Below are 26,418 nucleotides of genomic sequence, written 5' to 3'. Positions count from 1 at the left end.
AAAATATTTTTATAAAGAGGCGAATGAATAATGGTATATTCCCTTGATATTGCAAAGCAAATTCTCGATTTGCAAGGCAAATTTTATTCGGAAGATGACAAAAAATTACTTACAAAAGCCTATGACATGGCTTCATATGCTCATGAGAATTTTTACCGCGAGTCAGGTGAACCATTTATAGCTCACCCTGTCGAGGTGTGCAAGATACTCGCACAGATGAATGTGGATATCCAAACTCTTGTAGCCGCCATGCTGCATGACGCTGTTGAAGATAGCGAAGGTAAAGTAAAAATCGAAGACGTGGAACGAGAGTTTGGAAAAGAAATAAGCCGAATTGTTGATGGAGTGACAAAGGTCAGCAGATTGAACACACCTGTCAATATGAGCGATTCAAAATTGAAGATAGAAACCATACAAAAAATGCTTTTCGCAATGGCTGAAGATATCAGAGTAATATTTGTCAAACTTGGAGATAGATTGCACAATATGAGAACTATTGATTTTGTTCGTGATGAACAAAAAAGATTGTATAAAGCGAGAGAAACACTTGAAATATATGCTCCTATTGCTCATAAAATGGGAATTTATTCCATCAAATGGGAACTGGAAGATCTTGCCTTTAAGGTCCTGAACAGGAACGAATACAATCGTATTAAAAATCTGGTATCAGAAAAGAAAAGAGAGAGAGAACAGCGAGTCAAAGAGTATGTCGAAATACTTCAAAAAGCGTTAGCCGATAACAACATCGTAGCAAGGGTAGAAGGTCGATTTAAGCATTATTATGGTATATGGCAAAAACTTAAAGGAAAAGGAAAAAGTTTTGATGAAATCTATGATCTTTTTGGAATAAGAGCCATCGTTAAAGATGTCACAACATGCTACAATGTGCTTGGAATAGTGCACAGCATATGGAAGCCCTTACCTGGTAGAATAAAAGATTACATAGCTGCTCCAAAATCCAATGGCTATAGATCTCTTCACACGACAGTGATCACCGGATATGGTGAACCCCTTGAAGTACAAATAAGAGATGAGGAAATGCACACGGAAGCTGAATATGGTTTAATAGCGCATTGGATATACAAAGACGGTATCAATGTCAGAACGATGCAAAAATGGGTAAATCAACTTCTTGAATGGCGAAGGGAGTTGACAAAAGATTTATCAGGTTTGGAAGAATTTAAGAAAGAACTGCAAATGGATGAGGTTTTTGTCTTCACACCAAAAGGCGAGGTAAAACACCTTCCTCTGGGAGCTACACCCATAGATTTTGCATATACGATCCACACAGACATTGGTCATAGATTTGCCGGAGCCAAGGTAAACGGAAAAATGGTACCCATAAGCTATCAGTTGAAAAATGGAGATTTAGTTGAAATAATCGTTGGAAAAAATTCCAGACCAAGCCTTGATTGGTTGAAGTACGCAAAATCTCCAAGAACCAAAGCAAAGATACGAAAATATTTTCGAGAACAATTTCAAAGCGAACTTGTTGATAGAGGGAAAGATGTCCTGCGGCGCGTTAGCAAACAACTGGCCAAACCTATAGAAGAAATAATGGAATCGATCGTAACAAAAAAATACCTCCAGAATCAGGGTATCACGGAAGATGAATTTTACAGCCGAATAGGCGAGGGAACGATATCTTATGGGGATTTGCTGAATTTATTAAATCCATTGACAGAGAAAAATCAGCCATTGGTCAAAAAGAAACGAAAATTGCTTAATTTACAGCCAGCTGTAGAGATCTCCGGGCTGAAAAACATAGATATACATCTGGCAAAATGTTGCGGTCCAGTTCCTGGTGATGAAATTATCGGAGTAGTGAGTAGAAAGGGCATAACTGTACACAATGTTTCCTGCCCGAACATAAAAAACATAGATTCAGATAAAATATTTGAAGCACGATGGAATGGGAACTCACAGGATAGGTTCGAAACAGCCCTTAGATTGGAACTTCGCGAAAAGAAAGACATTGGAAAGCTCGTGCAATTACTCGAAAACAAAGGAATAACTGTTCTTAAGGCTTCTCTGGTAACAACAAAGTGGAATTATTCCGTTGCTTCTCTGAGTTTGGCTGTAAATAATTTGAAGCAACTTGAAGAAGCCAAACATTCTCTTGAATCACTTGATAGCGTAATATCTGTCGAAAGGGGGAAACTGGTCTGAGATCTGTTGTTCAGAGAGTTCACAGTGCAGAGGTTAAAGTCGGTGGCGAAGTAGTTGGAAGTATTGAAAAAGGATTGATTGTATTCCTTGGAGTGGGGAAGAAAGATAGCGAGAAAGACGTAGAGTGGATGTGTGAGAAAATATTGAATTTGAGGATTTTTGAAGATGAATCGGGAAAGATGAATCGAAATGTTATTAATATCAAGGGAGGCATTTTGATCATATCTCAATTCACACTTTATGGAGATTGCAGGCGTGGCAGAAGACCTTCTTTTAGTGACGCTGCTCCTCCAGAATATGGGAAATATCTCTACAAAAAATTTGTGGAAATGGTGAGAGAAAAAGTTCAAAATGTATCAGAGGGTATTTTCGGAGCCCATATGGACATAAAAGTTATTAACGATGGACCTGTAACATTGCTCTTAGACAGCGAGAGGAGATTTTGATGATCTTGCATGTTTGCTGTGCCCCAGATGCAACAACTGCAGTTGAGCGGTTGCGCGATGAAGGTTATGAACCTGTTTTATTATTCTTCAACCCGAACATTCAACCAGATGAAGAATACTTGAAACGCCTGGAAGCTGTAAGAACTCTTTCTGATATCCTGAACCTTACGTTAATAGTAGAAAATCTACCCGTTGACTTATGGAAAAAAGAAATAGAGGAATTTAAAGACTATGGTGAAGGATCTATCAGATGCTTCAAGTGTATTGAATATCGTCTCAGATTTGCGGCGTGGTATGCAAAAAAGAACAACTTTAAAGCCTTTTCCACAACATTGACGACAAGCCCGAAAAAAAATATCCTCTGGATACATAGCATAGGCGAAAAATTGTCAAAAGATTTCAATATAGAATACATTCGCAGAGATTTCAGAAAAAAAGATGGTTTCAAAAGAAGTGTCGAATTGAGCAAAATGTTTGGATTGTACAGGCAAAATTACTGCGGTTGCATTTATTCACTGAGGGAGAAAAGATTAGGGATGATTACCAGATGAAAATAACAGCTATTACACAAAAATCAGTGATTATTGACGAGCTGGGCATAAAAGATGAACTCAAAAAATTTTCAGAAATAGTCATAGAATCAAAAATACCAGTATCGGTTAAATTATCCGGTAAAAACCTCCTGTTGATTTATGTAGATACCTTTCTGGGGCCTGCGGTAGTTGCCTTTGAAAAAGATATTATTCCTGTTGAGCTTTTGAAAAATTACTTAAACCAGATATGCCTCAAGGTTATCCCATATGGGAATTTACTAACCGAAATATCGCGTGTAATATCACCCTGGAAAGGACAAAAAATGGTAGGTATCTTATTCACCCAGGAAAACGAAGCAAGACTGAAATATAGAGAACAATTAAGTAAAATTGCATTGAATATTGTAAACCTTGGCGAGAAAGATCTGTATGTTCTTGCTACAAATTATTTGAATATAGACAAATCAGCCAAATTTTCCCTGTCATCCCCTTCAGAAAATATGATAGAGTCTTTAAGGCAGGCTTTCGTAGTTGATAGGTATGTCTCTGAGAGTGGTATTCTCAATTATCAGGATATACCAAAATACCGTGTGAATGTTCGTATAGATCCAAAAGATATCGATTTCATATCTGACAGAGTCTCATCCACCGATCTTTTTCAGCTCAGTCAGAGAAGAAAAATTTCTGTTCAGAGCGCATACAATCAGGAAAGATTAATTGAGAGCAAGTACTGGCTACGTTTTGACATAGGTGTTGATTGTTTTCTGTATGCCTGTGGATTGAGAGAAAGTCAAGGGCGGGTGTCAACATGAGAGAAACTCTCACGATATCTTTTTCGTCAAAAACTATCAATACAAGGGTTGCAAGAGCAGTTATTAGATCATTTTTGTCTCACAAAGGGATCTTTGATGAGGAGATCTGGGATACAGAACTTGGTGTTAATGAGGCTATCACTAATATAATAAGGCATACTTATAAAGGTGACCAAACGAAATATATAATCATGACACTGGTATGGGATTATACTCAGAGAAAAATAGAGATCATGTTGAGAGATTTCGGAGATCAGGTTGATCCAGAGATTATCAAGCCTAAGACACCATCTTCCGATAAAGAAGGCGGGTTTGGACTTTATCTGATAAACAGGATTTTCGATTCTGTCAAATTAAAAAATCGCGATAACGGAAACCTTCTTATCCTCACAAAAACTTATGCACAATCGGGTGATGAAAATTGAAAGTACACGTAGTAGGGGCGGGGTTGTCTGGCTCTGAAATTGCTTATCAGCTTGCTATTAGAGGTTTAAAAGTAATTTTGCACGAAATGCGCCCTTCAAAGATGACGCCAGTTCATAAAACAAGTTATTTTGCAGAGCTTGTTTGTAGCAATTCTCTGAAGTCCGATAGCATAAAAAATGCATCTGGATTGCTTAAAAGAGAACTTGAGTTATTCGGCTCTTTGATATTAAGGGTTGCCAGAAATTGCGCTGTACCTGCAGGGAAAGCCCTTGCTGTGGATCGAGAAGAATTCTCCAAGCAAGTAACTCACGTTATTAGAGAATCTGGAATCGATATTGTAATTGAAGAATTGAGATACATACCTGACAGCAAAGAGGATATATGGATTATTGCAACTGGACCCGCGACGAGCGATAGTTTCGCATCCTGGTTAAGAGAAAAAGTTGGACACAATATGTATTTTTTTGACGCTGTATCACCAATAATAACTGCTGATAGCATAGATTACTCTGTTGTTTTCAGAGCAGATAGATATGGAATTGGCAATCAGGATTATTTAAATTGTCCGATGAATGAATATGAATATGATAGATTTTACGAGGCGCTCATCAATGCGGAAGTGCTACCTGTGAAAGACTTTGAAAAAGATTTGTTGTTTGAACGTTGTAAACCAATCGAAGACATTGCAAAGAGTGGTAAGAGATCATTGCTGTTTGGACCTATGAAACCCACAGGTATAATAGATCCCCGGACCGGGAAACAACCTTTCGCTGTCGTGCAACTTAGAAAGGAAAATCTTGACGAAACATTGTACAATATAGTTGGTTTTCAAACACGTTTGAAATGGGGAGAACAGCGAAAAATTATACGATTAATACCGGGACTTGAGAAAGCTGAAATAGTCCGCTATGGGGTTATGCATAAAAATATTTACATAAATTCCAGAAAAGTTCTCGACCCATTTATGAGGTTGAAAAATGACAGAAAAATCTTTTTTGCTGGTCAGATCACAGGTGTAGAAGGATATCTCGAATCAGTTGCAAGTGGTTTGTACGTGGCATTGAATGTTTACAGGATCTCAAAAAATCAAGAGCCCTTGGAATTACCTAAATCCACGATGACAGGGTGTTTGCTGAATTACATACTGAAAGGTACTGATACAACTCTTCAACCCATGTATGCAAATTATGGTTTAATGGGTCCGGCAAATAAAAATCGCGAGGAGGTGGCTAAAACCGCCCTGAGAGATCTCGAAAATTTTCTCAATTACTCTCAGTGGAAAGAGGGGGGCATTCGTGAAAATACAGTCAAAGGTTTCTAATAATGGACTCGAGGCATATGTAACAGTTTTTACCGACGAAGAAGAAAGTTTATCAAAAGACGCAATACTCTCACATCTGAGGGAAAATGGCATTGTATTTGGAATAATTGACCAGGCAATAGAAGATATTGTAAGCCAGAGAATCGTTAATACACCTGTTTTAGTAGCTGTCGGCAAGGAGCCGATTAATGGAGAAGATGGCCAAATATTAATGCTCAAGCTGGGAAAAGAAGAAGAAACAGAAATTACAAAAGATAAAATTGATCTAAGAGAGCTCCCCAGCCGCACGAGACACATAGTTAAAGCAGGGCAAGAAATAGCAGAAATAGTACCACCAACTCCAGGCATAGAGGGAAGGAATGTTTTCGGCAGAACTCTTAATCCAAAACCAGGAAAACCAGCACAGGTAAAACTTGGAAAAAACGTGAAACTCTCGGAGGACGGTAGAAAAGTGATTGCTAGCACAGACGGTATCCTACTGGCAAAACCAGATGGATCTATAGACGTAAATGAGGTTTTGATCGTAAAAGGAGACGTTGATTATGCAGTTGGAAATATAGATTTTCCCGGCGAAGTCCAGATTTCAGGTGATGTAAAACCAGGATTCACAGTTAAGGCAAAAGGAAATATCTCAATATCTGGCGTCGTTGAAGCAGCAACAATAATATCTTTCGAAGGATCTGTGAGTGTTCTCGGTGTTAAGGGAAGAGAAAAGGGTGTTATAAAAGCAAAAGAAGATATTCAAGCAAAATTTCTCGAAAATGCAATTGTAGAGGCCGGTAAAAATGTCATTGTAAATGGACCCGTGACAAACTGTCACATAAAAGCAGGGGTGGGAGTTAAGGCATCTGGATCGAAAGGTATTATTGCAGGTGGATCAATTTCAGCAGGTTTTGTTCTGGAAGCAGAGGAAATTGGTTCACCCTTAGGGGTGAGAACAACAATCGAAATTGGATTCGACCCTGAAGTCCGCGAAAGAATCAAAGTGTTGAGAGGACAATTGGAACTTGACCGCGAAAACCTCGGCAAACTGGTCAATATTTATAGAACTTTAAAAGCACTGATGGAAAAAAACGAAGGTAAACTGCCAGCGGACAAGATGGAGATTTACAGGAAAGTCGGTCAAACACTTATTAATTTAAGAAATTCTATCGAATCAACCGAAAAAGAGTTACAAACTATAGAGCAACAGGTTAAAGATAGATTCAGTCACGCAAAAGTTATAGCGAAAAGGATTCTCCATCCTGGTGTAGAGATCATGATTTTCGAAAAAAGATTTTACACCGATAAAAGTTTTGAAAAAGCAATTGTCCTAATCGAAAATCAGGAAGTTAGGCTTGGGGGTTACTCAGTTGATACTCAAAACAATACCTAAGATTCGAGAAATGATATGGGGAGATCGTGAGTTAGGCAAATTATTCGGCGCAAAATCTGAAAAACCGGTTGGAGAAGTGTGGCTTCTATCAGATCATCCTTTAATTACTACAGAAGTACAGACACTTTCTGGAAAAGCCCTACACATAAATTCTGTACTGGAATCCTTCAATTTGAACATCGAAAGGTTTCCCATACTTTTGAAATTAATTTCGGCTAAGGAATGGCTATCGATCCAGGTCCATCCTGATGATAGTTTTGCAAGAAAAATTGAAAAGGAGCCTTGGGGAAAAACAGAGTGCTGGTTTTTCTTAAAGAAAAGCACAATAGGTCTTATCCCTGAAAAAATCAATCCTGATGAGCTACCTTTAAAACCGGATAAAATCAAAAAAAGATTGAAAATACTTCATCCACAATATGGCGATTTTTTGTACATACCTGCTGGCACTATGCACGCGATTGGGCCTGAGTCAATGTTAATTGAGATTCAACAATCTTCCGATCTAACTTACAGAGTTTACGACTGGGAACGTGGCCGCGATCTACATATAGAAAAGGCAGTTCTTGTATCAAAAAATGTCAACATAGATAACCTGATCTATAAGAACTTCGAGAGTTTCCGATCACAGTATTTCCATATATACCGAGTTTCTGGAACAACAAAAATCCTGTCAAACTCCATAATCGTAATGTTGAGCAATGGTGAAATCAATTCCCACAAAACATCAAAATATGAGACATTCCTCTTGCTGGGAAAGGAAATAACCAGAATTAAAGGAAATGCACTGGTTATAAAACCTGGCCAAGTTTGGTATTCTAACTCTAAACAGTGAGCCGCTGGCGAGAACCAGCGGTCATTTTTATTCTTCCTCAGCCTCTTCTTCCTCTTCTTTTTCTTCTTCTTCGAATTTTATTTTGCTGCTCAAATTTTTAATAATGTCCTGAACAGTTTTTATTTTTTCTAATTCTTCATCAGCTATCGTGATACCAAATTCGTCTTCTATTGCCATGGCGAGATCCACCAGATCAAGAGAATCTGCATCCAGGTCTTCCACCAGATCGGCATCATTGGTAACTTCATCAATATCAAGCCCCAGTTTCTCAGCAACCAGTTCTCTGATCCGTTCTACAAGTTCTTCCCTGTTCATGTGTTTCCCTCCTAATAAATTTAAGTCGAATAATTATAAACCATCGCATCAACAAATTGTCAAGTCTTTTCCGCTAACAAATACCTATTTTCTTTTTCACCTTTTCCGAAATTGCCAACGTTGCTTCCGCAAGCATAGTAATCTCCGTCCTTTTCCAGCCATCGATATAAGTCCTTAAGGTATTCTCCAGGGGATCTGTCCACTTTTTTGGTATCATGTTAGCACCATTCAAAACCCCAAGAACAGTGCCAGCTTCGCCAGCATTACAGTCAACATCGTATCCCAAAGCAGAAATTATATACATAGTTCTATCAAAATCTCCTTCGCCATACCAGAGGGCAGCTATCACGCAGCATAAATTCGGATAAACATGTATCCAATTGTATTTGACGAAGCGGTTTTCGATCATATTTCTCACATCACGCCAGGATTTTGAATTCTTACACCATTGAACTACACTGCGAAGTACTTCCTCAAATTCACTTTTTCTTGGGACATATTCCAAAGAAAGTTCTATCAAACGATGAATATCGTCCGTTGTAAATGCAAGAGATGTCAAAACAGCACTGTGAATACCCCCATATAAACCATTGCCTGCATGAGAAATACAAGAATCAATATAGGCTAAATAAGCAGCCTTTTCTGGCAAACCTGGCATTAACAAACCATGAACCATACAGCGCATTTGCGCACCTATCCATTCTTGAAAAGGATTATTGAAGATGCCAGACTCCGGTGGGAAAATACCCATTTTGAGATTTTCAAGAGCAATATATTCTGCGCTCCAGCCGAAAGGTATCATTTCTATCCATTTTGTTGCAATCTTTTTCGATGTCAATTCTCCATCTTCATTTGCGGCCATCAGAAAGGCTATTTCATATGTTATATCATCATTTAATGTATTCACATCGCCAACATAATAACCAAGCCCTTCGCCAAAAGTTGTTTCCAAACTTGAACCAGAATATCCTTCAAATTTTGTTCCCATAGATGAACCCGCAATTTGTCCTATCCATCCACCAAGAATTTTATCGTAAATATCCCCTCTGAGAGCCCAGCTCTGTTTTGGAAAATTGCACGATATGTCTTCCCATCTTTCAGGTCTTGAATAACAATGGTAATTATGGTCACTTATAATGGGAGCATTTCTCAGTGATTCGAAAATCAAACTTGTAACAGCTCTCAATTCACTAATTTTGTCATTCTTATAGAGCTCCAATCCTATCTTGAATAAATCTTCCGCTTTTTCAACATTTCTGCCCATATTTTCTACAGATTGTATAGCACCGGCGATCAAACATTCTGGAGCGCCTGATCCAGGTACCTTACTTTGCCAGAACATTTTTACGACTTGTTCAGGAAAAATCCACAGATCAGCAGAATCTTCCCACGAACCCTGCGTAATTTCTTCAGACGGTCGGGCGTTTTTCCGTAAAAAAGCCTCGTATTCCCATGCCTTCAAAATCCTTCACCTCTAATCTTTTTCTTAGCATATGTGTAAAGAACGAACAGTGTAGCAAGATATGGAATCATGGACGTGAATTGCGGTGCTATGTCATAATTCTGCATTATCAAACCAAGGCTTTCAAAAAAGCCAAAAATGAGAGATAACAGCAGTATTGATAATGGCCTGCCCTTAACAAGTATGATTATTGCCAGAGATATCCATCCCCTCCCATTAGACATGTTTTCGCTGAAAAGTGTGACATATCCGAGGGAAAGATAAACTCCTGCAAGTGCTGATAACAACCCACATAGGATTGTACTTATCAATTTCATTCTCGCTGGATTTATCCCAGCAGACTTTACGGTTTCTGAATCTTCTCCGGTTGCTCTAAGTCTCATACCAAATTTACTTTCAAATATTAAAAATTCAAAAATTATGGCCAGAGCAAATGAGACGTACAAAATAAAAGGGTGCCCAGAAAATATTTCGCCCAGAGACCCAAGATTTTCAAAGCCAGGTATGCTCAATTTTGGTAAAGAAATGATTTTAGGTGAAATCAATGCTCCTTTAACGTTAAACGTACTTCTCAATGCATAAGTAGTCCAGCCCAGAGCAAGCATGTTAAGTCCGATGCCTGTTACAAACTCGTCCGCACGGAGGTAGACAGCGATCATGGCAAATAAAAGAGCCATAACAATTCCACTTAATAAGGCGAAGACAATTCCAATAAACCAGCTTCCAAAAAAATAGCTGCCATATACCGCAAAAAATGCCCCCATCAACATCATGCCTTCCATTGCTATATTGAATACATTGGCATAATATGTAAACATTCCTCCAAGTGCTGCAAGCATAATAGGTGTTGCACTGCTCAGTGTGGCTCTCAAAATATGAAATATCAAATCGCTCATTTCCCGGTCACGACCTTTTTCAATTTGATTAACGAGTTTATTTTTTGACCATAGTATTCTATCGCACTTCTTACACTAACTACAGAAAGTACTATTACTGCTTCTAAAAACATTACGAATTCAGAGGGAACAGATGTTTCAAATTCCATACCAATTGCTCCATTTTTGAGAGCACCAAAGAAAATCCCGTAGAAAAAAGTTTCCAAAACACTGTTGTTGGCAATTATAGCAAGCATCACACCATCCCAGCCAAAATTTGCACCTATACCTTTCATAAATCTGTGTTGTGTTCCGCCCAGGATAAGCAAAGCTCCCGCCAGACCAGAGAGAAAACCAGTGTAAAGCAAAACGAGAGTGGCGTTTTCTTCTGTGCGGCAACCACCAACCCTGGCGAAATTTGGATTGTGCCCCATCATTCTGAATTCATAACCCAATTTTGTTTTTCCAATAAACCAGTAAGAAATCATAGCAACAAATGTCGCCACGAGGAAAGACAGGTTTATTCCCCAAACGTCTGGCATAAAATACGTTTTTTTAATCATTGCTGTAGCCGGCACATAGGCTTTTTTGTCCAAAAATGGATAAGTGACCAGATAAACTGTAAGATACTCGCTTATGAAATTCAACATCAGGGTTGTTATAAATTCATCCATTTTATAATATTTCTTAAAAAGAGCGGAAATACCTGCCCAAAGTGCCCCCGCAAGAGATCCAAGGATTACCAGCACCGGTACTCCGATCCAGCCCGGTAAATCAAGATAAACCCCAAGTATGGCTGTTGTTACCGCGCCTACCAATAATTGCCCGTGTTGCCCAAGATTTACAACATTCGACGAAAATGCAATTGCTGCTGATATTCCTGTGAGAATTAAGGGGGTTGCTGTGTTCAATGTGGATGATAAAGAAAACCAAGATCCGGTAGAATATTGATACAGTGCCTTAAACACGCTGGCTGGGGAAGTGTTTTGAATAGCAATGAATATCGCGCTGATTAAAAAAGCGGCAAAAATGGAAAATAGTGATATACCTATCCTCTTTAATTTCCTCAATTCACTACCCCCAGCATGTAATTTCCAATGGTTTGTAAATCAATAGTTTTCTCGTCAAGAGATGCCACGATTTTTCCCTGTCTCATTACATATACTCTATCTGATAATTGCATGAGTTCTTCAAGATCTGCGGAAATTAGAAGCACGGCTTTGCCAGCATCTCTCATTTTGATAATAAGATTTCTTATATATTCAGCCGAGGCTACGTCTAAACCACGCGTTGGTTGATCAAGCACAATTAAATTGTATCCGAGCGACAATTCTCTCCCAACAACTATTTTCTGCTGATTGCCGCCCGAAAGTGTAGATGGAGATTCGTCCAAATTCCTGTAAACAACCTCGAATTCGTGCGCGACTTTTTTACTAAATTCCTGAGCCTTTTTCCAGTTTATCGATAAGATTCCCTTTTGAAATTCTTTTTTTAAATGATGTGTCATCAGCAAATTTTCAAGAATAGTCGCTTTAAGAGCCAGTCCTGTAAATTTCCTGTCCTGCGGGACATAACTCATCAATTTTCTTCTCTCTCTAATAGTCATATTTGTAACATCAATACCGTCTATTGTTATCTTTCCCGTGCTTGGTTTTAAGGAACCAATTAAAGTTTGAACTAACTCAAATTGTCCATTTCCTTCTATACCTGCTATCCCTACAATTTCTCCAGATTTGACAGTGATGTTCACGTTTCTCAGAACATATCTATCTGATCTTCTTGATTTCAGCGAAAGATCTTCAATAGACAAAACAACTCTTCCCGGTTCAATTCGAGATTTTTCAAGTTGAAAAACAATTGATTTTCCAACCATCATTTTTGCGAGATCTTCCGGATTGATACCCTTATTCTCAAGTGTTGCTATTTTTTTGCCTTTCCTCATTACCGTGATTCTGTCCGATATTCTTAAAACTTCTTCCAATTTGTGACTTATAAATATTACCGTTTTTCCCTGATCGCGAAGTTCAAAAATTTCTTCGAAGAGCTCCTCACTTTCTTGTGGTGTCAGGACAGCTGTAGGTTCATCTAATATCAGGGTCTCGGCTTCCCTGTAAAGTTGTTTTACTATCTCTATTTTCTGCTGTGCAGCAACTGATAGTTGCGATGTTACTGCTTCAATATCTATTTTGAATCCATATTTATCAACAATTTTTTGTACACGCTGTTTGGCATGTTTTCGGTCTATAAAACCAGCTAATGTCATTTCCTGGCCAAGAATGACATTTTCATACACTTTGAAAGATTGAATCAGCATGAATTCTTGATGAACCATACCTATACCAAGTTCTCTTGCTTTTAAAGGATTGGATATTTGTACTTTTTGCCCGTTGATCTTTATCATACCCGCAGAAGGTTTAATCATTCCATAAAGGATTTTCATCAAAGTCGATTTACCCGCACCATTTTCACCAACAATAGAATGGATCTCTCCTCTCTCAAAAGAGAGATCCACTCCACTTAGAGCAACCACATCTGGAGGATAGACTTTGTATATCCCTACCATTTCTATATAAGGCAACTTCAAAATCCTCCTCAGGGCCTATATGGTTCTATCTTTATCTCTCCAGAAGCAACTTTGTTCTGAATATCGATAACTCTGTCGATCACTGCCTGTGGCAAAATCTTCCGAGTATACTCGTCTATTGCCAGCCCAACAGCTCCCTCTTTTACGCCGAGGCTGTATATCTTCCCTTTTTCAAAAGAATTATTAACAATCATATCATAGATCATGAGAATCGACTTTCCGACTTCTTTTAGATCACTTGTTATCACATGACCGGGTGCTAACGGATTCTGATTAGAATCAACCCCTATTGCATACTTTCCTACTTCCTGAGCCGCTTGCAAAACGCCAAAACCTGTTAGGGCAGCGATTTGAAAAATTACATCTGCTCCCTGTGCATAAAGTTGCAGAGCAGCCTGTTTTCCCTTGGAAGGATCATCCCAGGTACCCACATAAATTACCTTCACCTGAATTTCCGGATCAATATACCTTGCACCCATTTCGTATCCATAAACAAACGATCTGATGACTATGTCATCATCTCCTCCAACAGCGCCAATGATTTTTTGAGGATTAATGCCCGCTAACTCTGTCATGTTCGTGGTTATCGCAGCTACAACACCAGCGAGAAATGCTCCTTCTTCTTCTCTATAATCTACACTTGATATAACCCCTTTTTCATCCTGAACAACAGTATCAATATTGACCCATATCTTATCAGGGAATTTCATGGCTATTTCTTTCAGCTCTTCTTCAAAACCGTAGGATATAACAAATATTACATCAGCCCACTGTGCTGCTGTCATCAAGCTCGGATAATATAAAGAAGGATCAAAGTTGCACTCGACAACTCTCGTTTGAACGCCGTACCTTTCCTCAAGTTCTTTGATACCCGCATAGCCAGAATCGTAAAAAGATTGATCACCCAGTGAGCCATTAATCACATATGCCACTTTTTTTGGTGCAGCTAAAGTAAGCACGGATATTAACAATATTGCAGCAAAAATAACTCTTTTCACGAAATTCACCTCCAGTTTTATTTTATCAATAATTTGGATAAAACCGCTGGCAAGATTAGCAAGACAACAGACAAGACTATAACGACTACATCTGGAAGATTTATTTCACTTTTATAATAACTCGTGGTGTTATCATACATACCATATCTTCTACTTTCCATAGCTATTGCAACCTGTTCTGCACGCCTTATAGTTGAAATCACAAGAGGTATCATTATGGATATAACAGTTTGCAAGCCTTTGAAAATTCCCCTCGACATCTTTGAGCCTCTTATCATCTGAGCTGTTCTTATTCTATTAATTTCTTTAAGAAGTACCGGAATAAATTGCATAACAAGCACTAATGTCATCGATATATCTCTCGATAAAGATCTTCTGACTCGTATCAAAATCAATCCTTTTTCAACTGAACGAGCAAGCTCAACAGGTCGGGTTGTGCGAATAAAAATTGATGACAGTAGTACAATGATGATTATTCTTAAAACTGTTTCAATTGCATTAAATAAATTGTGCAGATTAACCCCACTGGTAAACTGTAATAAAAAAATTATCAGGATCAAAAACCAGAGTTTTTTTACATCTTCAAAATACAAAGAAATCCGGATTTTTGAACCAAGCATAAAAATCACCAACAGAGTTCCAGGTATGATATAATACAGCCAGTTAGAGATCAAAAATGTCTCTATGATAAGAAAAATGACGAAAAATATTTTCGAAACGGGGTTTAACTTGTGAACAAAAGAGCTTAATGCAATGTATTTTCCAAAATTTATTTCAGACATTGTCAATTACCTCCAGATTAAAGAAATTTCTCTTTTGGACGATTATACACTTCAGGAGGGGTTTTGAGTGCAGGAAATAAACAGAATTGGTGGTCCTCTCCAGCCACAGAAGGCAGAGAACGTTGAGAAAGTTGAGAAAAAAGCAAAAATAAAGCAATCTGCTCCTGGTGAGAGTATAGATATCAGTTTGAATATTGCAGAAATGATAAAAACAGCCAAGGAATCACCAGAAATTAGAGAGCAGCTCGTAAATGAGATCAAAAAAGCTGTTGAGCAAAACATATACAATATAGACGTGAACAGAATAGCCAGACATTTACTCAGAGAGATGTAACAAATGGAAGAGCTGGTTAGAATCCTCTCAAATGAGGAAGTTGTGCTTTTGGAAATTTCCAAAAGCCTTTATCAGCACGAGAAATCCATGTTATCTAAAAATCTGAATGAAATGAGCAGTACCACTGTTACGCTGGAACAGTTGATCTGCTCTTTTGAAAAGCTTGAAGATGAAAGAAAAGAATGTTTTGAATCTTTGAAGAGAAATTTGAATTATCCTCAGGAAATTTCATTTTACAAATTTGCCAAACAAACCGGTGGAACTATTCTTGAAATGGTTTTTAAAATCGTAAAATTATTCAACGAGATTTCAGTACAGATGGATAGATTGAAAACACTGTCTAAATTTCAGCTTGATTATATAGATATGCTGATTTCGACATTCAGCAATCCTGTTCAATCAACATACAATGGTGATGCATCGCTGAGAAAAAGCTCTTCACACAGATTCGAAGCTCAAAGCTAATCTCCTCTTTGGCCTTGCCGATAATATTCTTAGGAAACAATCCTTAATATAGAGAAAGATCAATTGATTGAGGAGGGGATCTTCTGGCAAATTTAAGCCTTTTTGGTTCTTTAAACACAGCGTTACTCGGTGTTTACACACATAAACTGGCCATGAATGTCGTGGCTCATAATATAGCGAATTCCAGTACTGATGGTTATTCAAGGCAGAGGCCTGTTATTCAAACAACATCACCAATCCCTTTAGCAACCTTAACTCAACCATCTATTCCTTTGATGCTTGGAACAGGTTCTCAGGTTACAGATGTTCAGAGAGTCAGAGATTTATTTCTCGATATTCAGTATCGACAAACTTCAAACAGGTATAGTTATTTCGATACAATTTACTCTAACCTTCATTACATTGAGCAGCTTTTTTCAGAACCTGGAGATTCTGGAATAAGGAGTTTATACGATTCCTTTCTCTCCGCTGCGGAAGAAATCATAACAGATCCAACAAATGTTGCAGCAAAAAGAGAGTTTATATCACGTGCAGAAGAGCTTGTCACAAATATTAAAGATCTTTATACCCGCCTTCAACAACTTAGAGAAGATATCAATCAGGAGATTTATCAAACAACAGATGATATAAACTCAATGGTAGAAAGGCTCGCGCAGATAAATGAACAAATCAGAATATCGGTAGCTTTTGGGACGACACCAAATGATTTACTTGATGAGCGAGACAGAATACTCGATGAGCTTTCACAATACGCAAATATCTCATATTACGAGACTTCTGACGGGCAGACAATATTGATGTTCGGTGATCAGGTAGTGCTATCTGGCTCGGTTCAAACAGAAATCAGAGCTGAGCAAAGACCCTATGCAAAAGGTTTTTTTGAATTGTTTGCTGGGAATTCAAAAATAACGGTTTCTGACGGAAAACTTAAGGCATTGTTTGATCTGAGAGATGGCGGCATCGTCAAATACATGAATTACCTCGACGAATTCGCTCTTTCATTGACAGATAAACTGAATCTGATTCACAGGGAAGGATTTGACTCATCAGGTAAAATTACTGGCCTGAATTTGTTTAACCCCATTGTGTCTTCCTATGGGAATGATGATCCCGCTTTATACAGAATCTTAGGAAGCAGAAAGATTTCATCCGGACCTTTATATTATGCTACAGGTTTGAGTGGGTATACCAGTGAATCACAGTTACAAAATCTCACTTTTACTTCAGATGGATCTCTGGTTCTGTTTGACGGATCTAACAGCACTAATATTTCTATCAGCAGCGGAAGCAACGTGAGCGATTTAATTACACAATTATCGACTACTTGGCTGACGCTGAATACAGGGCAGCACAGCCCTGACGGCGTAAACTCTTTTTACAGGCTGTATTTTGAAAGTTCAGAAAATCTCAGAAACACACTTGTAATAGATGAAAACGGCGGTGTTCTCAGCAAATTGGGATTTTCAACAAAGCAACTTGAATTACTATCTTTTTCAGATCTTTCAAATGTTCAAAGTGGATCATACACGATCAATTTTGAAGAAACGCTCTCTGATGGTACAAAAATCACAGAGACACTGAACATAGCAGTTGATTCTTCAACAACCCTGAATGATATAGCAAATCAGGTAAACAGCCAGCTATCAAATGTACATGCCCTGATAGTAAATGACACCCTTTTAATAATTCCTAATGGGCAAATGGAGTTTGACCCGGACAGATTAAGTATCGTCGATGACGGAGGCTTTTTTGTTCAGGCTGGTGCTGATTATAAAACATACACTGTACTTGATCCTTCAGAAACTCTGGAAAATATAGCTTTTTCGATGACTAATTTTGATGCGACAAACGGTTTTGACATAATTATAAACAATACAAAAATTCATATTGATCCAACCAGAGATACTCTCGAAGACCTCGTAACAAAGATAAATTCAACAAATACCGGTGTTACGGCTGATCTGACCCCTCACAGTGCTTTTGTCCTCAGAGCTGGAGAAAGTTACGGATTTGATCTCATGTCATTTACAATCGAAGGTCCTCAGGGGTTGTTTGAAATGCTTGGGCTTATAGATACAAACTCAGACCCAGTAAATTTTGATGCGGACTGGTCTGTTTCTTATACTTTAATATCAAGAAACGAGGACTTTGATTCTGTCAGAAACAGGCTTTCTTTGAGTGAATTTCTGACCGTTGATAAACGTCAGAGTTATGAACCTTATTTCTTTGTAGACCAATGGAATGTGTCAAATGCTTTACTTTTAAACGCGGAATCTCTCGCTGTAGATATAGGCAAAACATTGTGGAACATCACATGGAACGCAACAGATTTTCTGCCAACAGGAGAGAGCAACGTTGAAATAGTAAATCTCATATCTTCTTCAAGATATGAGACGTTGCTTTCAGACGGCAAAGAAAGCTTTTATGAATTTATGGGTGGTATTGTTGCTGAACTCGGAGTTGAATCAGAAAGCGCCTCAAAAATGAAAGATAATACCGAACTCTTGCGAAGTGAGATTGATCAAGCAAGAGAGAGTGTGAAGGGTGTTTCCTTAGATGAGGAAATGACTAACATGATACAATATCAGCATGCATTTAATGCTTCAGCTCGGGTTATAACAACTATCGATGAAATGATAGGAAGGGTTATAGATAAGCTGGGTGTCGTAGGGAGGTAGTAAAAATGAGAATTACCAATAAAATGATTGGTGAGAGAGTTCTTACCAACATCCAAAAAAATATAAACAGTATTGCCAAATTCCACGATCAACTTTCATCTGGTTTGAAAGTCAGATATCCGAGCGACGATGCTGTAACTGCAACAAGAACATCCAACTTAAAGAGCAGACTCCGTGAATTAGAGCAATACGAGAGAAATATAGATCACGCGGAAAATATTCTGAATTCTTACGATACATCACTGCAAGAAATCAGCAGCATTTATCAGAGATTGAGAGAACTTATTACTCAGGGTGCCAATGGGATTTTAACCGATGAACAACGAAAAGCGATATCCCAGGAAGTTAAACAAATAAAAGAGCAGCTTATACAAATTGCAAACACGCAGATAGGAACAGATTATATATTTGCTGGTTATGCAAGCAACAAGCCGCCTGTTGATCAAGATGGAAATATTGTTTTGAATCCTGACTCGGCAAAATCCCGCTTTGTTAATGCGCTCGGATATAGAGTTGAATATGGACTTTCTGCAAAAGATGTGTTCCAAACTGATAGTGGAATGAGTGTTTTCCAGCTTATCGATATAACAATAAACGCTCTTGAATCTAATGATCAGGAAACTCTCGGTGGAATCTCGTTGATGAGTATGGATTATCTCGAAGATACAGTATCGAAAGGGTTAGCAAAAATTGGGGCTGATCAGAGAATGGTTGAGATGATCTCCACACGAATAGAAGACTTAAACACATTCATGACCGAATACATTTCCAAGGAAACAGACGCAGATATAACAGAGGTGTTGACAAAACTTTCAACGCACCAGGCTGCTTTAACAGCTGCTTTAAAGTCAGCAGCAAATGTTTTAACAAGTACACTCGTGGATTTTATAGAATAGAAAGAAAAGATAAGAGGTGGACAGATAATGATTTACAAGACAAAGCTGGGTGAAATTGATATACGCGACGAAGATATTTTGTATTTTAATGAAGGTATTCCCGGCTTTACGCATCTGCGAAAATTTGCGTTAATACCCATCCAGAATCAACCAATTCAGTGGCTTACATCTATCGAAGATCCATTTGTTGCTTTACCTGTGGTGGATCCCTGGCTTGTTTGCATTGACTATTCTCTCACTCTTACTGACGAAGATATCCAAGATCTTGACATTAAGGATAAGAATGACGTGGGTATTTTATCGATATTAACAATACCAAAAGGATGTCCCGAAAAAACAACAATCAATCTGCTGGCTCCCATTGTTATAAACTTGAAAAACCGAAAGGCAAAACAGATCATTCAAGAAAACAGCTCTTATTCTGTGAAACACCTTGTAAAAGATGAAATAGAGAGAAGTCAGAGTCTACTCAAAAAGAGCAAAACAGGGAGTGAATAGTTTGCTGGTGATCTCAAGAAAATCTGGAGAAAGTTTTATGATAGGTGATAGCATAGAAGTAAAAATCTTGAGGATAGAGGGAAGCGAAGTTAAGATAGGTATATCTGCACCGTCTCATGTTAAAATATATAGAGCAGAGATATACCAAAAGATAGTAAAAGAAAACAAGATGGCTGTTCAGGTTGATATTGTGGATCTGAGTGAGGTGATTTTTCTTGATAGAAATAAATGAGAGTCTAATAGAACACTTAGAACAATTAGCGCGTTTGAAATTAACAGCAGATCAGAGAAAATTGATTGAAAAAGATATGAGGGAAATTCTTGGATATATGGAACTACTGGATGAGGTGAATGTGGAAAGCACCGAGCCCATGTACACTCCTGTTGAAAGATTTGTAGAACTGAGGGAAGATTTTGTGAGAGATTTCGATTGCGTTGATTTAATAAAATCCGCTTTTCCAAAGGAACGTTCCGGCCAAATAGTTGTCCCTGGTATTCACATTTGAACTGGAAAGAAGCAGAAGAAAAGGCTTCCAGATACCTTCGGCACAAGGGTTTTAAAATACTTGCCAGGAATTATAGAACCAGGTTTGGCGAAATTGATATAATAGCGAGGTACAGAGGGTACCTCGTTTTTGTTGAAGTAAAAAGTGGGAACAGTTTCTTTTTACCAAGAACCAGGGTAGATTTGCAGAAAATACGGCACATACAGTTAGCTGCCAATGATTACATTATGAATACGAAAGACAGCTTTAAAGGTTACAGGATAGATGTAATTGAAGTAACAGAAAAAGGCATAGAACACTTTGAAGATATTCAGATATGATTGAGGTGGTATCTTGTGCAAATAGTAGCTACGAACAAAAAGATCCGTGATTATGAGATTCTGGAAACTTACGAAGCAGGTATAGAATTGAAGGGAACAGAGGTAAAATCTCTGAGAGAGAGAAACGTTTCGTTTAAAGACGCTTTCTGTCGAGTGAGAGACAACGAGATATATATGCTGAACCTCCATATAAGTCCCTATAAGTTTGCAAATCGATTTAATCATGATCCTGAAAGACCAAGAAAGTTACTGCTCCATAAAAGAGAAATTAAAAGATTGATAGGAAAATTGACAACCACAGGGTTGACTCTTATACCAACGAAAATATATTTCAACGACCACGGATTGGCAAAAGTAGAAATAGCACTGGTCAGAGGAAAGAAACGATATGACAAACGCGAAGAAATTAAGAGAAAGGAGATAAACAGGAAAATTAAAACTTACTTGAAGTATGGAGAATAAAATTGTTGAACTGTCTATTAACGAAGAGAATTCATACAGAAGACTCGACAAATTTTTAAGAAATGAACTGAAAGCAGTTCCATTATCGGAAATTTATAAACTTCTGAGAACTGGCTGTGTACAGGTCAACGGGAAGACTGTGCGCAAACCATACACAGAGCTTTATGTGGGAGATAAAGTTACTATAAAGGCAGATTTAGCCGTTTATCGACAAAAAAAAGATCTGCCTTCAATTCCACTTAAACTCGATATTCTCTATGAAGATGATAATCTTTTGATTCTGAACAAAAAAGCTGGTATAACGATTCATCCATCTGAAAAAACCAGATCAACTACTCTTATCCAGGGGCTTCATTTCTACGGAGCAAAAAAGGGATTTAAACCACACTTGGTTCACAGATTGGACAGAGATACTTCAGGAGTACTGGTTATAGCAAAAAATGTAAAAACGGCAAGAACGTTGAGCCACATGTTTAGAAATAGATTGGTCAAAAAAGAATACATTACCTTAGTTTCAGGAAAAATTTTCGGAGATGGGTTCATAGACAAACCCCTTGATGGTTCAGAAGCACTGACAGAATACAAAGTTCTCGAAAACTTCAGGGATACTTCTTTATTGAGAGTAATCCTTCACACTGGAAGGACTCACCAGATAAGAAAACACTTTGCGTTAATAGGAAATCCAGTTGTTGGCGATATCCTTTACGGAGATAAAAAAGTAAATGAGTTATTCAAAAAAAAGCATAACCTGAGAAGACAATTCCTCCACTGTATTCGTATAAGTTTTACAAATCCTTCTGAACCTGGTGTTATATCCATTAAAGCACCCTTACCGGATGATCTTGAGCGTGTGATTAAGGGGCTAAAAAAATGAGAATCTTTCTCATCTGTGCATTGTTAACAACCATATGTTTTTCACAAACGTTACTTCTGAACACCTATGATAGCAGCGGCTATCTTTTTACCGATGATTTCAAAATGACATTCAAAGCAGAGATTCCAAAAAATTTGAAATATAGAGGAGTCGTTAAGGAATTTTATATTCCTCCTCGAATAGATGTCGAGTATATCCCCTTACCAAAAACAAAATTTTTTATTACTGACTCTGGTCTGACATTAGGAACGTCTTCAACAGATGTGATTGTTCCAGAAGAGGTATTTGAAAAACTTATTGAACTTTTTTCATCGAGTCAATCTATTTCTATAATCATAGACAGCTACCCTATCGAAGTATATGCAGATTACTTTATCTTATTAGAAGAAATCGATCAAAAAAGATTGAACGAGTTTCTACCACATTTTGTGAAATATGACCCCTTTATGGTCTCCAAACCAGGTAAATATCCAATAAATGTGTCTAAAAATCAGATTGATTACGTGTTGACAAAATATCCCGGGTTCGGTGGAGCTATAATACCAATTTTCACCAGCACGCCAATGCAAAAGATCGATTGGATTATTAATGGAGTACATGTAGACAGCCCATGTGCTGTATTTTCAACAGGATCTCACACAATAGAGGCAAATTTTCAAAACACACACCATGTTTTCGAAGTTAAAATCGACGAACAAGAGTGGCAAGAAAATGTGAGAACTGCTGAACTCGGCTCATATCTCCCCAAAGGATATATATCTCTGAGTGGGTTTCATATGCAGAAATTTGATTTTCCTGGAACAGTAACATTTGTAAAGATTGAACCCTGCAAAATAGAGCTTTTAAAAACCACTGTTCTGGACACTACACCTCCACAAATAAGTACTTCAATCACTGAGAGAGGATCAAATTTGTTTGAAATAGACATTAAAACAATTGATAAAAGTAGCTACGATGTACAGGTTTATATAGATGATCAAAAGATAGAACTTACCAAAGGGTTAATAAGTCTTAGTGAGGGAAAACACGTGTTAATTGTGATGGCACGTGATAATTTTGGAAATAGGTCTTATGCTGTTGAGAATATCTTCAATAAAAAATTGCCTCCAGAGGGAATAATAGCAGAGAAAAATGAGTTTGTAACCGAAATTGGAGGTTTTTGGTTTTCTTCGCCATATCTAAAATGGTGGATCGGCAAAGGTAACTCGGTAAAGGTGAGAGTAAATGGGGAAAGCTATTCAATTGAGGCGCGTTAGCGGAACTGTGTTTATAATAGTTTCATTTTTTTATCTTGCTTATTTTACCCCAGTGAGAATTAAAAGCGATCTACGTGGGATTAAATATTCACTTGGTTATACCCTGGATGAAAAAAGAATCACAACGGAAACTGGCGAGATAATTTGGATTGTTGAACCAGGGGAGATTCTTCAACCTTTCATGAAATATGTAATTTTCAAAGGCGATTTTTCCACATTTGATCCTGCTGACTATACAATCATGGCGGACGAATACGGCACGAACATAGGTATTCTTGAGTTCAATGAAAGTACACCATTCGCAAAACAAGTTGTGCAAGACAGATTAAAAAAAGAAGCCGTCTTCCGTGTTCATACTGTAAGAGAAGAAGAAGTTGAGAAACTCAGGATGAATGAGTCTATGGTTTACTACAGATTGAGAAGGGCTATTCTTGAAAGAAGTATAGATTTTATTTGGGTGCAACCAGTAAAAAACATCAATATGAATTATGTACTGAAAAAGATTGAAAGCGAATTCGGTAAACCGTCGCCATTGCCCATTCCTCAAAACAATTTTGCAAATCTTCAGTTCATACCTTTTTTAGCCATTTTATTTGCAATAAGTTCTTTCAACATAGTACTGGCTGTAATACCATTATTTGTAGTTTTTTTTAGCTTTCCGCTGGCAGTCTCAACAGCTTCAATAATTGCCACAGTTGCAATTTACTTTAGCGCCAAAAAAAAGGAGCTTCTGCCATTACTTTATCTCATCATTGGTATTTTAACTTACGCAGCCCTTTCAGATTTTCTGCATATAAATGATATTCTTCAATACAGAGGGGTAAAAATATCTCTGATAGCCTTACCAAGCTTGCTAATCGTTAAAACATTCATCAAAGAGTGGAAATGGCTCAAAAAATACTTTCCTTTTCTTTTAATTGTTGTTGCAACAGCAGGATTATATTATATTTCCCGATCAGGGAATGTGTCCTTTGTATCTGAATTCGAACGAAAACTCAGAGATAGTATTGAAGGATTACTCTGGATTAGACCAAGATTCAAAGAAATAGTTGGCTATCCAGCATATTTTATGTCTTTAAGATTGAAAAAGTTCAAATGGAATTTCATTCTTGAAATCATAGGAGCAATCGCACTTCTATCTACTTTTAATACCTTTTGCCACATTAAATCACCTATGGTAGTTTCGCTTTACAGATCCATGTTTTCTATATTAGTTGGTTATTTGACTTACTGGATTGTAGGGAGAACAAAATGAAGTTGAATATTTATGATCCAGATTATCTCCTGAGATTAGAAAAATTACAAATCAGAAGAAAAAAAATTCTGAAATCACTTTCCTTAGAGGATTGGGATTTTAATATATTAAAGGTATTTCAATCCAATTTGATCGGTCCTTTAAAAACCATTATAAGAATCGAAAATCTTTTTTCTATGCAAAAAGCAGTAAAAAGGCTTCTTCACGGGAAAAAACCACTTATTATGAGACTTGAAGAATTTTCTAAAGACTTCTCATTGCCGTCCATTGCCGCTCTTGAATGGCTATTTTGGGTAAAACCTTCCCTTTACCCTCCACCAAGTACAGAAATGATCGATATGACCGGAGAAAACGATATAGAAACATTTGTTTTGAAATGTCGGCAGTTGCTGAAAAAATCAGGACTTGAAAATTTTGTTGAATTGCAAGCTGCTCTTATGAAAGCTGAAAACAGTAATATAGACTGGTTAGTCAATGAAATCAACCAATTAACGATTTATAATCTCGGTGATGTTGAAACATTTAAACAACTCTATTTAGATCTCAGTTACATTGAAAGATCATCTGTAATCGAAAAATTAAGATGTCATCCATACATCAAAGCAATTCTAACTCGTAGAATTGTTTGCCCAATGATTCTGGATGGCAGTAACATTGTTATGTACAGACAGAGGATATTCGATATCGATTTCATTCTCGAAAGAATTTCTCAGAACAAAGAATTCTACTACCCATTTTTGATAGTTTTTGACAAAAATATATTGTATTTTCCAGGGTTCACAGACTCTCCCTGGTACCACAGCCCTTCAATCATCCTGCATTCCCCGGCAGATGAACTGATAATAAAATTATCAATGCAGAAAAAGGCAATTGTTATCAGCAGTGATAGATTTTCAGAATGGAATCCAGGTATTTTGAGAATAGATCCAAGGAGGTTTTTTGAATGAAAGTTTCTGACTTCGATTACATTTTACCGGATGAATTGATAGCTCAGAACCCTGTCGAACCACGTGACACCTCACGTTTGATGATTTTGAATAGAAAAAGTAGGAATATAGAACATAGGATATTTCGAGATATAGTCGAGTATCTGAATCCTGAGGACTTGCTGGTACTCAACAACACACGTGTTATCCCAGCAAGACTTTTCGCAAAAAAAGCCAATTCAACAATTGAAGTACTTCTGGTTGAGAAAATTGGAACGAATTTGTGGAATTGCATGGTTAAACCTGGAAAAAAGGTGAAACCTGGAGATATTCTGAATTTTGAAACTTTCACTGCTGAGTGTTTATCAAAAGCTGATCAGGGAATGAGAACTTTGAAATTTGAAACCACTGATGAAGATCTTTTTAAGCTCGGTGAAGCTCCTCTACCTCCATATGTTCATTCAAAGATACCAATAGAAAGATACCAAACAATTTATGCGAAAATAAATGGTGCAATTGCTTCTCCAACAGCTGGACTTCACTTTACGGAAGAACTTTTGAGAAAAATTAAGTCAACTGGTGTGACAATTGCAGAGATAACTTTACATGTCGGAATTGGTACTTTTAGACCGGTGAAGACCCAATTTGTTCAGGATCATAAAATGCATCCAGAACGATATCAAATTAGCCAGGACACTGTTAAGTTAGTAGAAAAAACTAAACGGTCTGGTGGCCGCGTCATAGCAACTGGGACAACTGTGGTTCGAGCACTGGAAGAATATGGGATAAATGGCAAGCTTGAAGGAGAAACCAGGCTCTTCATATACCCACCGTTCAACTTCAAAATTGTAGATGCAATGATAACAAATTTCCATCTTCCCAAATCAACTCTACTGATGCTTGTTGCAGCTTTTGCTGGATATGATTTCATTATGGAGGCATACAGAGAAGCCATCGAGAAACGTTATCGTTTCTATTCTTTTGGCGATGCCATGTTTATAACATAAAAAAGCAGGTG

General features: G+C 37.6%; 29 protein-coding genes. 22 read left to right on the top strand and 7 right to left on the bottom strand.

Annotated elements, in window-relative coordinates; genetic code table 11:
• Window positions 1-30 precede the first annotated feature (30 nt).
• Genes TLET_RS03510 through TLET_RS03475 form a run of 8 tightly spaced genes read left to right on the top strand, consistent with a single transcriptional unit; the run spans window position 31 to window position 7,914 of the window.
• Complete coding sequence (locus TLET_RS03510) at window positions 31-2,169, top strand: RelA/SpoT family protein (protein ID WP_012002736.1); 2,139 nt, start codon at window positions 31-33, stop codon at window positions 2,167-2,169.
• On the top strand, window positions 2,166-2,615 hold the full coding sequence (dtd, locus tag TLET_RS03505; protein WP_028843342.1) for a D-aminoacyl-tRNA deacylase: 450 nt from the start codon (window positions 2,166-2,168) through the stop codon (window positions 2,613-2,615). Before TLET_RS03510 ends, dtd begins: the two co-directional genes overlap by 4 nt.
• Complete coding sequence (locus TLET_RS03500; RefSeq protein ID WP_012002734.1) at window positions 2,615-3,166, top strand: epoxyqueuosine reductase QueH; 552 nt, start codon at window positions 2,615-2,617, stop codon at window positions 3,164-3,166. Before dtd ends, TLET_RS03500 begins: the two co-directional genes overlap by 1 nt.
• Window positions 3,163-3,960, top strand: a complete 798-nt coding sequence (locus TLET_RS03495) for a DUF4940 domain-containing protein (RefSeq protein WP_012002733.1) — start codon at window positions 3,163-3,165, stop codon at window positions 3,958-3,960. Before TLET_RS03500 ends, TLET_RS03495 begins: the two co-directional genes overlap by 4 nt.
• Complete coding sequence (locus TLET_RS03490; RefSeq protein ID WP_012002732.1) at window positions 3,957-4,385, top strand: ATP-binding protein; 429 nt, start codon at window positions 3,957-3,959, stop codon at window positions 4,383-4,385. Before TLET_RS03495 ends, TLET_RS03490 begins: the two co-directional genes overlap by 4 nt.
• Complete coding sequence (gene trmFO / locus TLET_RS03485) at window positions 4,382-5,707, top strand: methylenetetrahydrofolate--tRNA-(uracil(54)-C(5))-methyltransferase (FADH(2)-oxidizing) TrmFO (RefSeq protein ID WP_012002731.1); 1,326 nt, start codon at window positions 4,382-4,384, stop codon at window positions 5,705-5,707. The genes TLET_RS03490 and trmFO overlap by 4 nt, the downstream gene beginning before the upstream one ends.
• Window positions 5,682-7,082, top strand: coding sequence for a DUF342 domain-containing protein (locus TLET_RS03480; RefSeq protein ID WP_012002730.1), 1,401 nt, complete (start codon window positions 5,682-5,684; stop codon window positions 7,080-7,082). The genes trmFO and TLET_RS03480 overlap by 26 nt, the downstream gene beginning before the upstream one ends.
• The gene (locus TLET_RS03475) at window positions 7,060-7,914 is read left to right on the top strand and encodes a type I phosphomannose isomerase catalytic subunit (RefSeq protein WP_012002729.1); all 855 of its coding nucleotides are present in this window, start codon (window positions 7,060-7,062) and stop codon (window positions 7,912-7,914) included. The genes TLET_RS03480 and TLET_RS03475 overlap by 23 nt, the downstream gene beginning before the upstream one ends.
• 27 nt (window positions 7,915-7,941) lie before the next feature.
• On the opposite strand, the gene acpP is transcribed toward TLET_RS03475, so the two are convergent.
• The 7 genes from acpP to TLET_RS03440 all read right to left on the bottom strand — a co-directional run bounded on the left by acpP (window position 7,942) and on the right by TLET_RS03440 (window position 14,930).
• Window positions 7,942-8,229 (bottom strand): acyl carrier protein, encoded by a 288-nt coding sequence (acpP, locus tag TLET_RS03470; RefSeq protein WP_012002728.1) that lies wholly within the window; start codon window positions 8,227-8,229, stop codon window positions 7,942-7,944.
• Between the two features lie 73 nt (window positions 8,230-8,302).
• Window positions 8,303-9,691 (bottom strand): ADP-ribosylglycohydrolase family protein, encoded by a 1,389-nt coding sequence (locus TLET_RS03465; RefSeq protein WP_012002727.1) that lies wholly within the window; start codon window positions 9,689-9,691, stop codon window positions 8,303-8,305.
• Window positions 9,688-10,587, bottom strand: a complete 900-nt coding sequence (locus TLET_RS03460; RefSeq protein ID WP_012002726.1) for an ABC transporter permease — start codon at window positions 10,585-10,587, stop codon at window positions 9,688-9,690. The genes TLET_RS03465 and TLET_RS03460 overlap by 4 nt, the downstream gene beginning before the upstream one ends.
• Complete coding sequence (locus tag TLET_RS03455) at window positions 10,584-11,636, bottom strand: ABC transporter permease (RefSeq protein ID WP_012002725.1); 1,053 nt, start codon at window positions 11,634-11,636, stop codon at window positions 10,584-10,586. The genes TLET_RS03460 and TLET_RS03455 overlap by 4 nt, the downstream gene beginning before the upstream one ends.
• Window positions 11,633-13,144 carry an ABC transporter ATP-binding protein gene (locus TLET_RS03450; protein WP_012002724.1) on the bottom strand — a complete coding sequence of 504 codons (1,512 nt, stop codon included), beginning with the start codon at window positions 13,142-13,144 and terminating at the stop codon, window positions 11,633-11,635. The genes TLET_RS03455 and TLET_RS03450 overlap by 4 nt, the downstream gene beginning before the upstream one ends.
• Before the next feature lie 14 nt (window positions 13,145-13,158).
• On the bottom strand, window positions 13,159-14,148 hold the full coding sequence (locus TLET_RS03445; RefSeq protein ID WP_012002723.1) for a BMP family lipoprotein: 990 nt from the start codon (window positions 14,146-14,148) through the stop codon (window positions 13,159-13,161).
• Between the two features lie 17 nt (window positions 14,149-14,165).
• On the bottom strand, window positions 14,166-14,930 hold the full coding sequence (locus tag TLET_RS03440; protein WP_012002722.1) for an energy-coupling factor transporter transmembrane component T family protein: 765 nt from the start codon (window positions 14,928-14,930) through the stop codon (window positions 14,166-14,168).
• Window positions 14,931-14,997: 67 nt separating this feature from the next.
• Here TLET_RS03440 and TLET_RS03435 point away from each other — a divergent pair, with 67 nt between their 5' ends.
• The 14 genes from TLET_RS03435 to queA all read left to right on the top strand — a co-directional run bounded on the left by TLET_RS03435 (window position 14,998) and on the right by queA (window position 26,407).
• Window positions 14,998-15,264, top strand: a complete 267-nt coding sequence (locus TLET_RS03435) for a flagellar biosynthesis anti-sigma factor FlgM (protein ID WP_012002721.1) — start codon at window positions 14,998-15,000, stop codon at window positions 15,262-15,264.
• Window positions 15,265-15,267: 3 nt separating this feature from the next.
• Window positions 15,268-15,729: a flagellar export chaperone FlgN gene (gene flgN / locus TLET_RS03430; RefSeq protein ID WP_012002720.1), complete on the top strand. Its 462-nt coding sequence runs from the start codon at window positions 15,268-15,270 to the stop codon at window positions 15,727-15,729.
• 83 nt (window positions 15,730-15,812) lie between these two features.
• A complete protein-coding gene (gene flgK / locus TLET_RS03425) occupies window positions 15,813-18,407 on the top strand; it encodes a flagellar hook-associated protein FlgK (RefSeq protein WP_041428402.1) in 2,595 nt (864 codons plus the stop codon).
• A 5-nt stretch (window positions 18,408-18,412) separates the two neighbouring features.
• Window positions 18,413-19,303: a flagellar hook-associated protein FlgL gene (gene flgL, locus TLET_RS03420; protein ID WP_012002718.1), complete on the top strand. Its 891-nt coding sequence runs from the start codon at window positions 18,413-18,415 to the stop codon at window positions 19,301-19,303.
• Window positions 19,304-19,330: 27 nt separating this feature from the next.
• The gene (gene fliW, locus TLET_RS03415; RefSeq protein WP_012002717.1) at window positions 19,331-19,801 is read left to right on the top strand and encodes a flagellar assembly protein FliW; all 471 of its coding nucleotides are present in this window, start codon (window positions 19,331-19,333) and stop codon (window positions 19,799-19,801) included.
• Between the two features lie 7 nt (window positions 19,802-19,808).
• Window positions 19,809-20,033, top strand: a complete 225-nt coding sequence (csrA, locus tag TLET_RS03410) for a carbon storage regulator CsrA (RefSeq protein ID WP_407635795.1) — start codon at window positions 19,809-19,811, stop codon at window positions 20,031-20,033.
• Window positions 20,017-20,307, top strand: coding sequence for an Asp-tRNA(Asn)/Glu-tRNA(Gln) amidotransferase subunit GatC (gene gatC / locus TLET_RS03405; protein ID WP_012002715.1), 291 nt, complete (start codon window positions 20,017-20,019; stop codon window positions 20,305-20,307). Before csrA ends, gatC begins: the two co-directional genes overlap by 17 nt.
• A complete protein-coding gene (locus TLET_RS03400; RefSeq protein ID WP_012002714.1) occupies window positions 20,304-20,627 on the top strand; it encodes a YraN family protein in 324 nt (107 codons plus the stop codon). Before gatC ends, TLET_RS03400 begins: the two co-directional genes overlap by 4 nt.
• 15 nt (window positions 20,628-20,642) lie before the next feature.
• Window positions 20,643-21,089 carry an SsrA-binding protein SmpB gene (smpB, locus tag TLET_RS03395; protein ID WP_012002713.1) on the top strand — a complete coding sequence of 149 codons (447 nt, stop codon included), beginning with the start codon at window positions 20,643-20,645 and terminating at the stop codon, window positions 21,087-21,089.
• Entirely contained in the window at window positions 21,079-21,963 is an 885-nt protein-coding gene (locus tag TLET_RS03390; protein ID WP_012002712.1) for an RluA family pseudouridine synthase, read from the top strand. Before smpB ends, TLET_RS03390 begins: the two co-directional genes overlap by 11 nt.
• Window positions 21,960-23,219 carry a hypothetical protein gene (locus tag TLET_RS03385; RefSeq protein ID WP_012002711.1) on the top strand — a complete coding sequence of 420 codons (1,260 nt, stop codon included), beginning with the start codon at window positions 21,960-21,962 and terminating at the stop codon, window positions 23,217-23,219. The genes TLET_RS03390 and TLET_RS03385 overlap by 4 nt, the downstream gene beginning before the upstream one ends.
• Window positions 23,188-24,474: a DUF5693 family protein gene (locus TLET_RS03380; protein WP_012002710.1), complete on the top strand. Its 1,287-nt coding sequence runs from the start codon at window positions 23,188-23,190 to the stop codon at window positions 24,472-24,474. The genes TLET_RS03385 and TLET_RS03380 overlap by 32 nt, the downstream gene beginning before the upstream one ends.
• Entirely contained in the window at window positions 24,471-25,421 is a 951-nt protein-coding gene (locus TLET_RS03375; protein ID WP_012002709.1) for a hypothetical protein, read from the top strand. Before TLET_RS03380 ends, TLET_RS03375 begins: the two co-directional genes overlap by 4 nt.
• The gene (queA, locus tag TLET_RS03370; RefSeq protein WP_012002708.1) at window positions 25,418-26,407 is read left to right on the top strand and encodes a tRNA preQ1(34) S-adenosylmethionine ribosyltransferase-isomerase QueA; all 990 of its coding nucleotides are present in this window, start codon (window positions 25,418-25,420) and stop codon (window positions 26,405-26,407) included. Before TLET_RS03375 ends, queA begins: the two co-directional genes overlap by 4 nt.
• Window positions 26,408-26,418: the final 11 nt, after the last annotated feature.

Source organism: Pseudothermotoga lettingae TMO (assembly GCF_000017865.1).
GTDB lineage: Bacteria > Thermotogota > Thermotogae > Thermotogales > DSM-5069 > Pseudothermotoga_B > Pseudothermotoga_B elfii.
Note: the sequence above shows the minus strand (reverse complement) of the source record. Positions and strands in the feature narration are given on the sequence as shown.

Bases quoted from the DNA above. Each gene is read 5' to 3' on its own strand.
- flgN (WP_012002720.1), top strand. From the start codon at position 15,268: ATGGAAGAGCTGGTTAGAATCCTCTCAAATGAGGAAGTTGTGCTTTTG.
- acpP (WP_012002728.1), bottom strand. From the start codon at position 8,229: ATGAACAGGGAAGAACTTGTAGAACGGATCAGAGAACTGGTTGCTGAG.
- flgL (WP_012002718.1), top strand. From the start codon at position 18,413: ATGAGAATTACCAATAAAATGATTGGTGAGAGAGTTCTTACCAACATC.
- TLET_RS03500 (WP_012002734.1), top strand. From the start codon at position 2,615: ATGATCTTGCATGTTTGCTGTGCCCCAGATGCAACAACTGCAGTTGAG.
- TLET_RS03495 (WP_012002733.1), top strand. From the start codon at position 3,163: ATGAAAATAACAGCTATTACACAAAAATCAGTGATTATTGACGAGCTG.
- TLET_RS03390 (WP_012002712.1), top strand. From the start codon at position 21,079: ATGGAGAATAAAATTGTTGAACTGTCTATTAACGAAGAGAATTCATAC.
- TLET_RS03385 (WP_012002711.1), top strand. From the start codon at position 21,960: ATGAGAATCTTTCTCATCTGTGCATTGTTAACAACCATATGTTTTTCA.
- TLET_RS03375 (WP_012002709.1), top strand. From the start codon at position 24,471: ATGAAGTTGAATATTTATGATCCAGATTATCTCCTGAGATTAGAAAAA.
- TLET_RS03380 (WP_012002710.1), top strand. From the start codon at position 23,188: ATGGGGAAAGCTATTCAATTGAGGCGCGTTAGCGGAACTGTGTTTATA.
- TLET_RS03510 (WP_012002736.1), top strand. From the start codon at position 31: ATGGTATATTCCCTTGATATTGCAAAGCAAATTCTCGATTTGCAAGGC.
- TLET_RS03440 (WP_012002722.1), bottom strand. From the start codon at position 14,930: ATGTCTGAAATAAATTTTGGAAAATACATTGCATTAAGCTCTTTTGTT.
- queA (WP_012002708.1), top strand. From the start codon at position 25,418: ATGAAAGTTTCTGACTTCGATTACATTTTACCGGATGAATTGATAGCT.
- TLET_RS03490 (WP_012002732.1), top strand. From the start codon at position 3,957: ATGAGAGAAACTCTCACGATATCTTTTTCGTCAAAAACTATCAATACA.
- fliW (WP_012002717.1), top strand. From the start codon at position 19,331: ATGATTTACAAGACAAAGCTGGGTGAAATTGATATACGCGACGAAGAT.
- TLET_RS03460 (WP_012002726.1), bottom strand. From the start codon at position 10,587: ATGAGCGATTTGATATTTCATATTTTGAGAGCCACACTGAGCAGTGCA.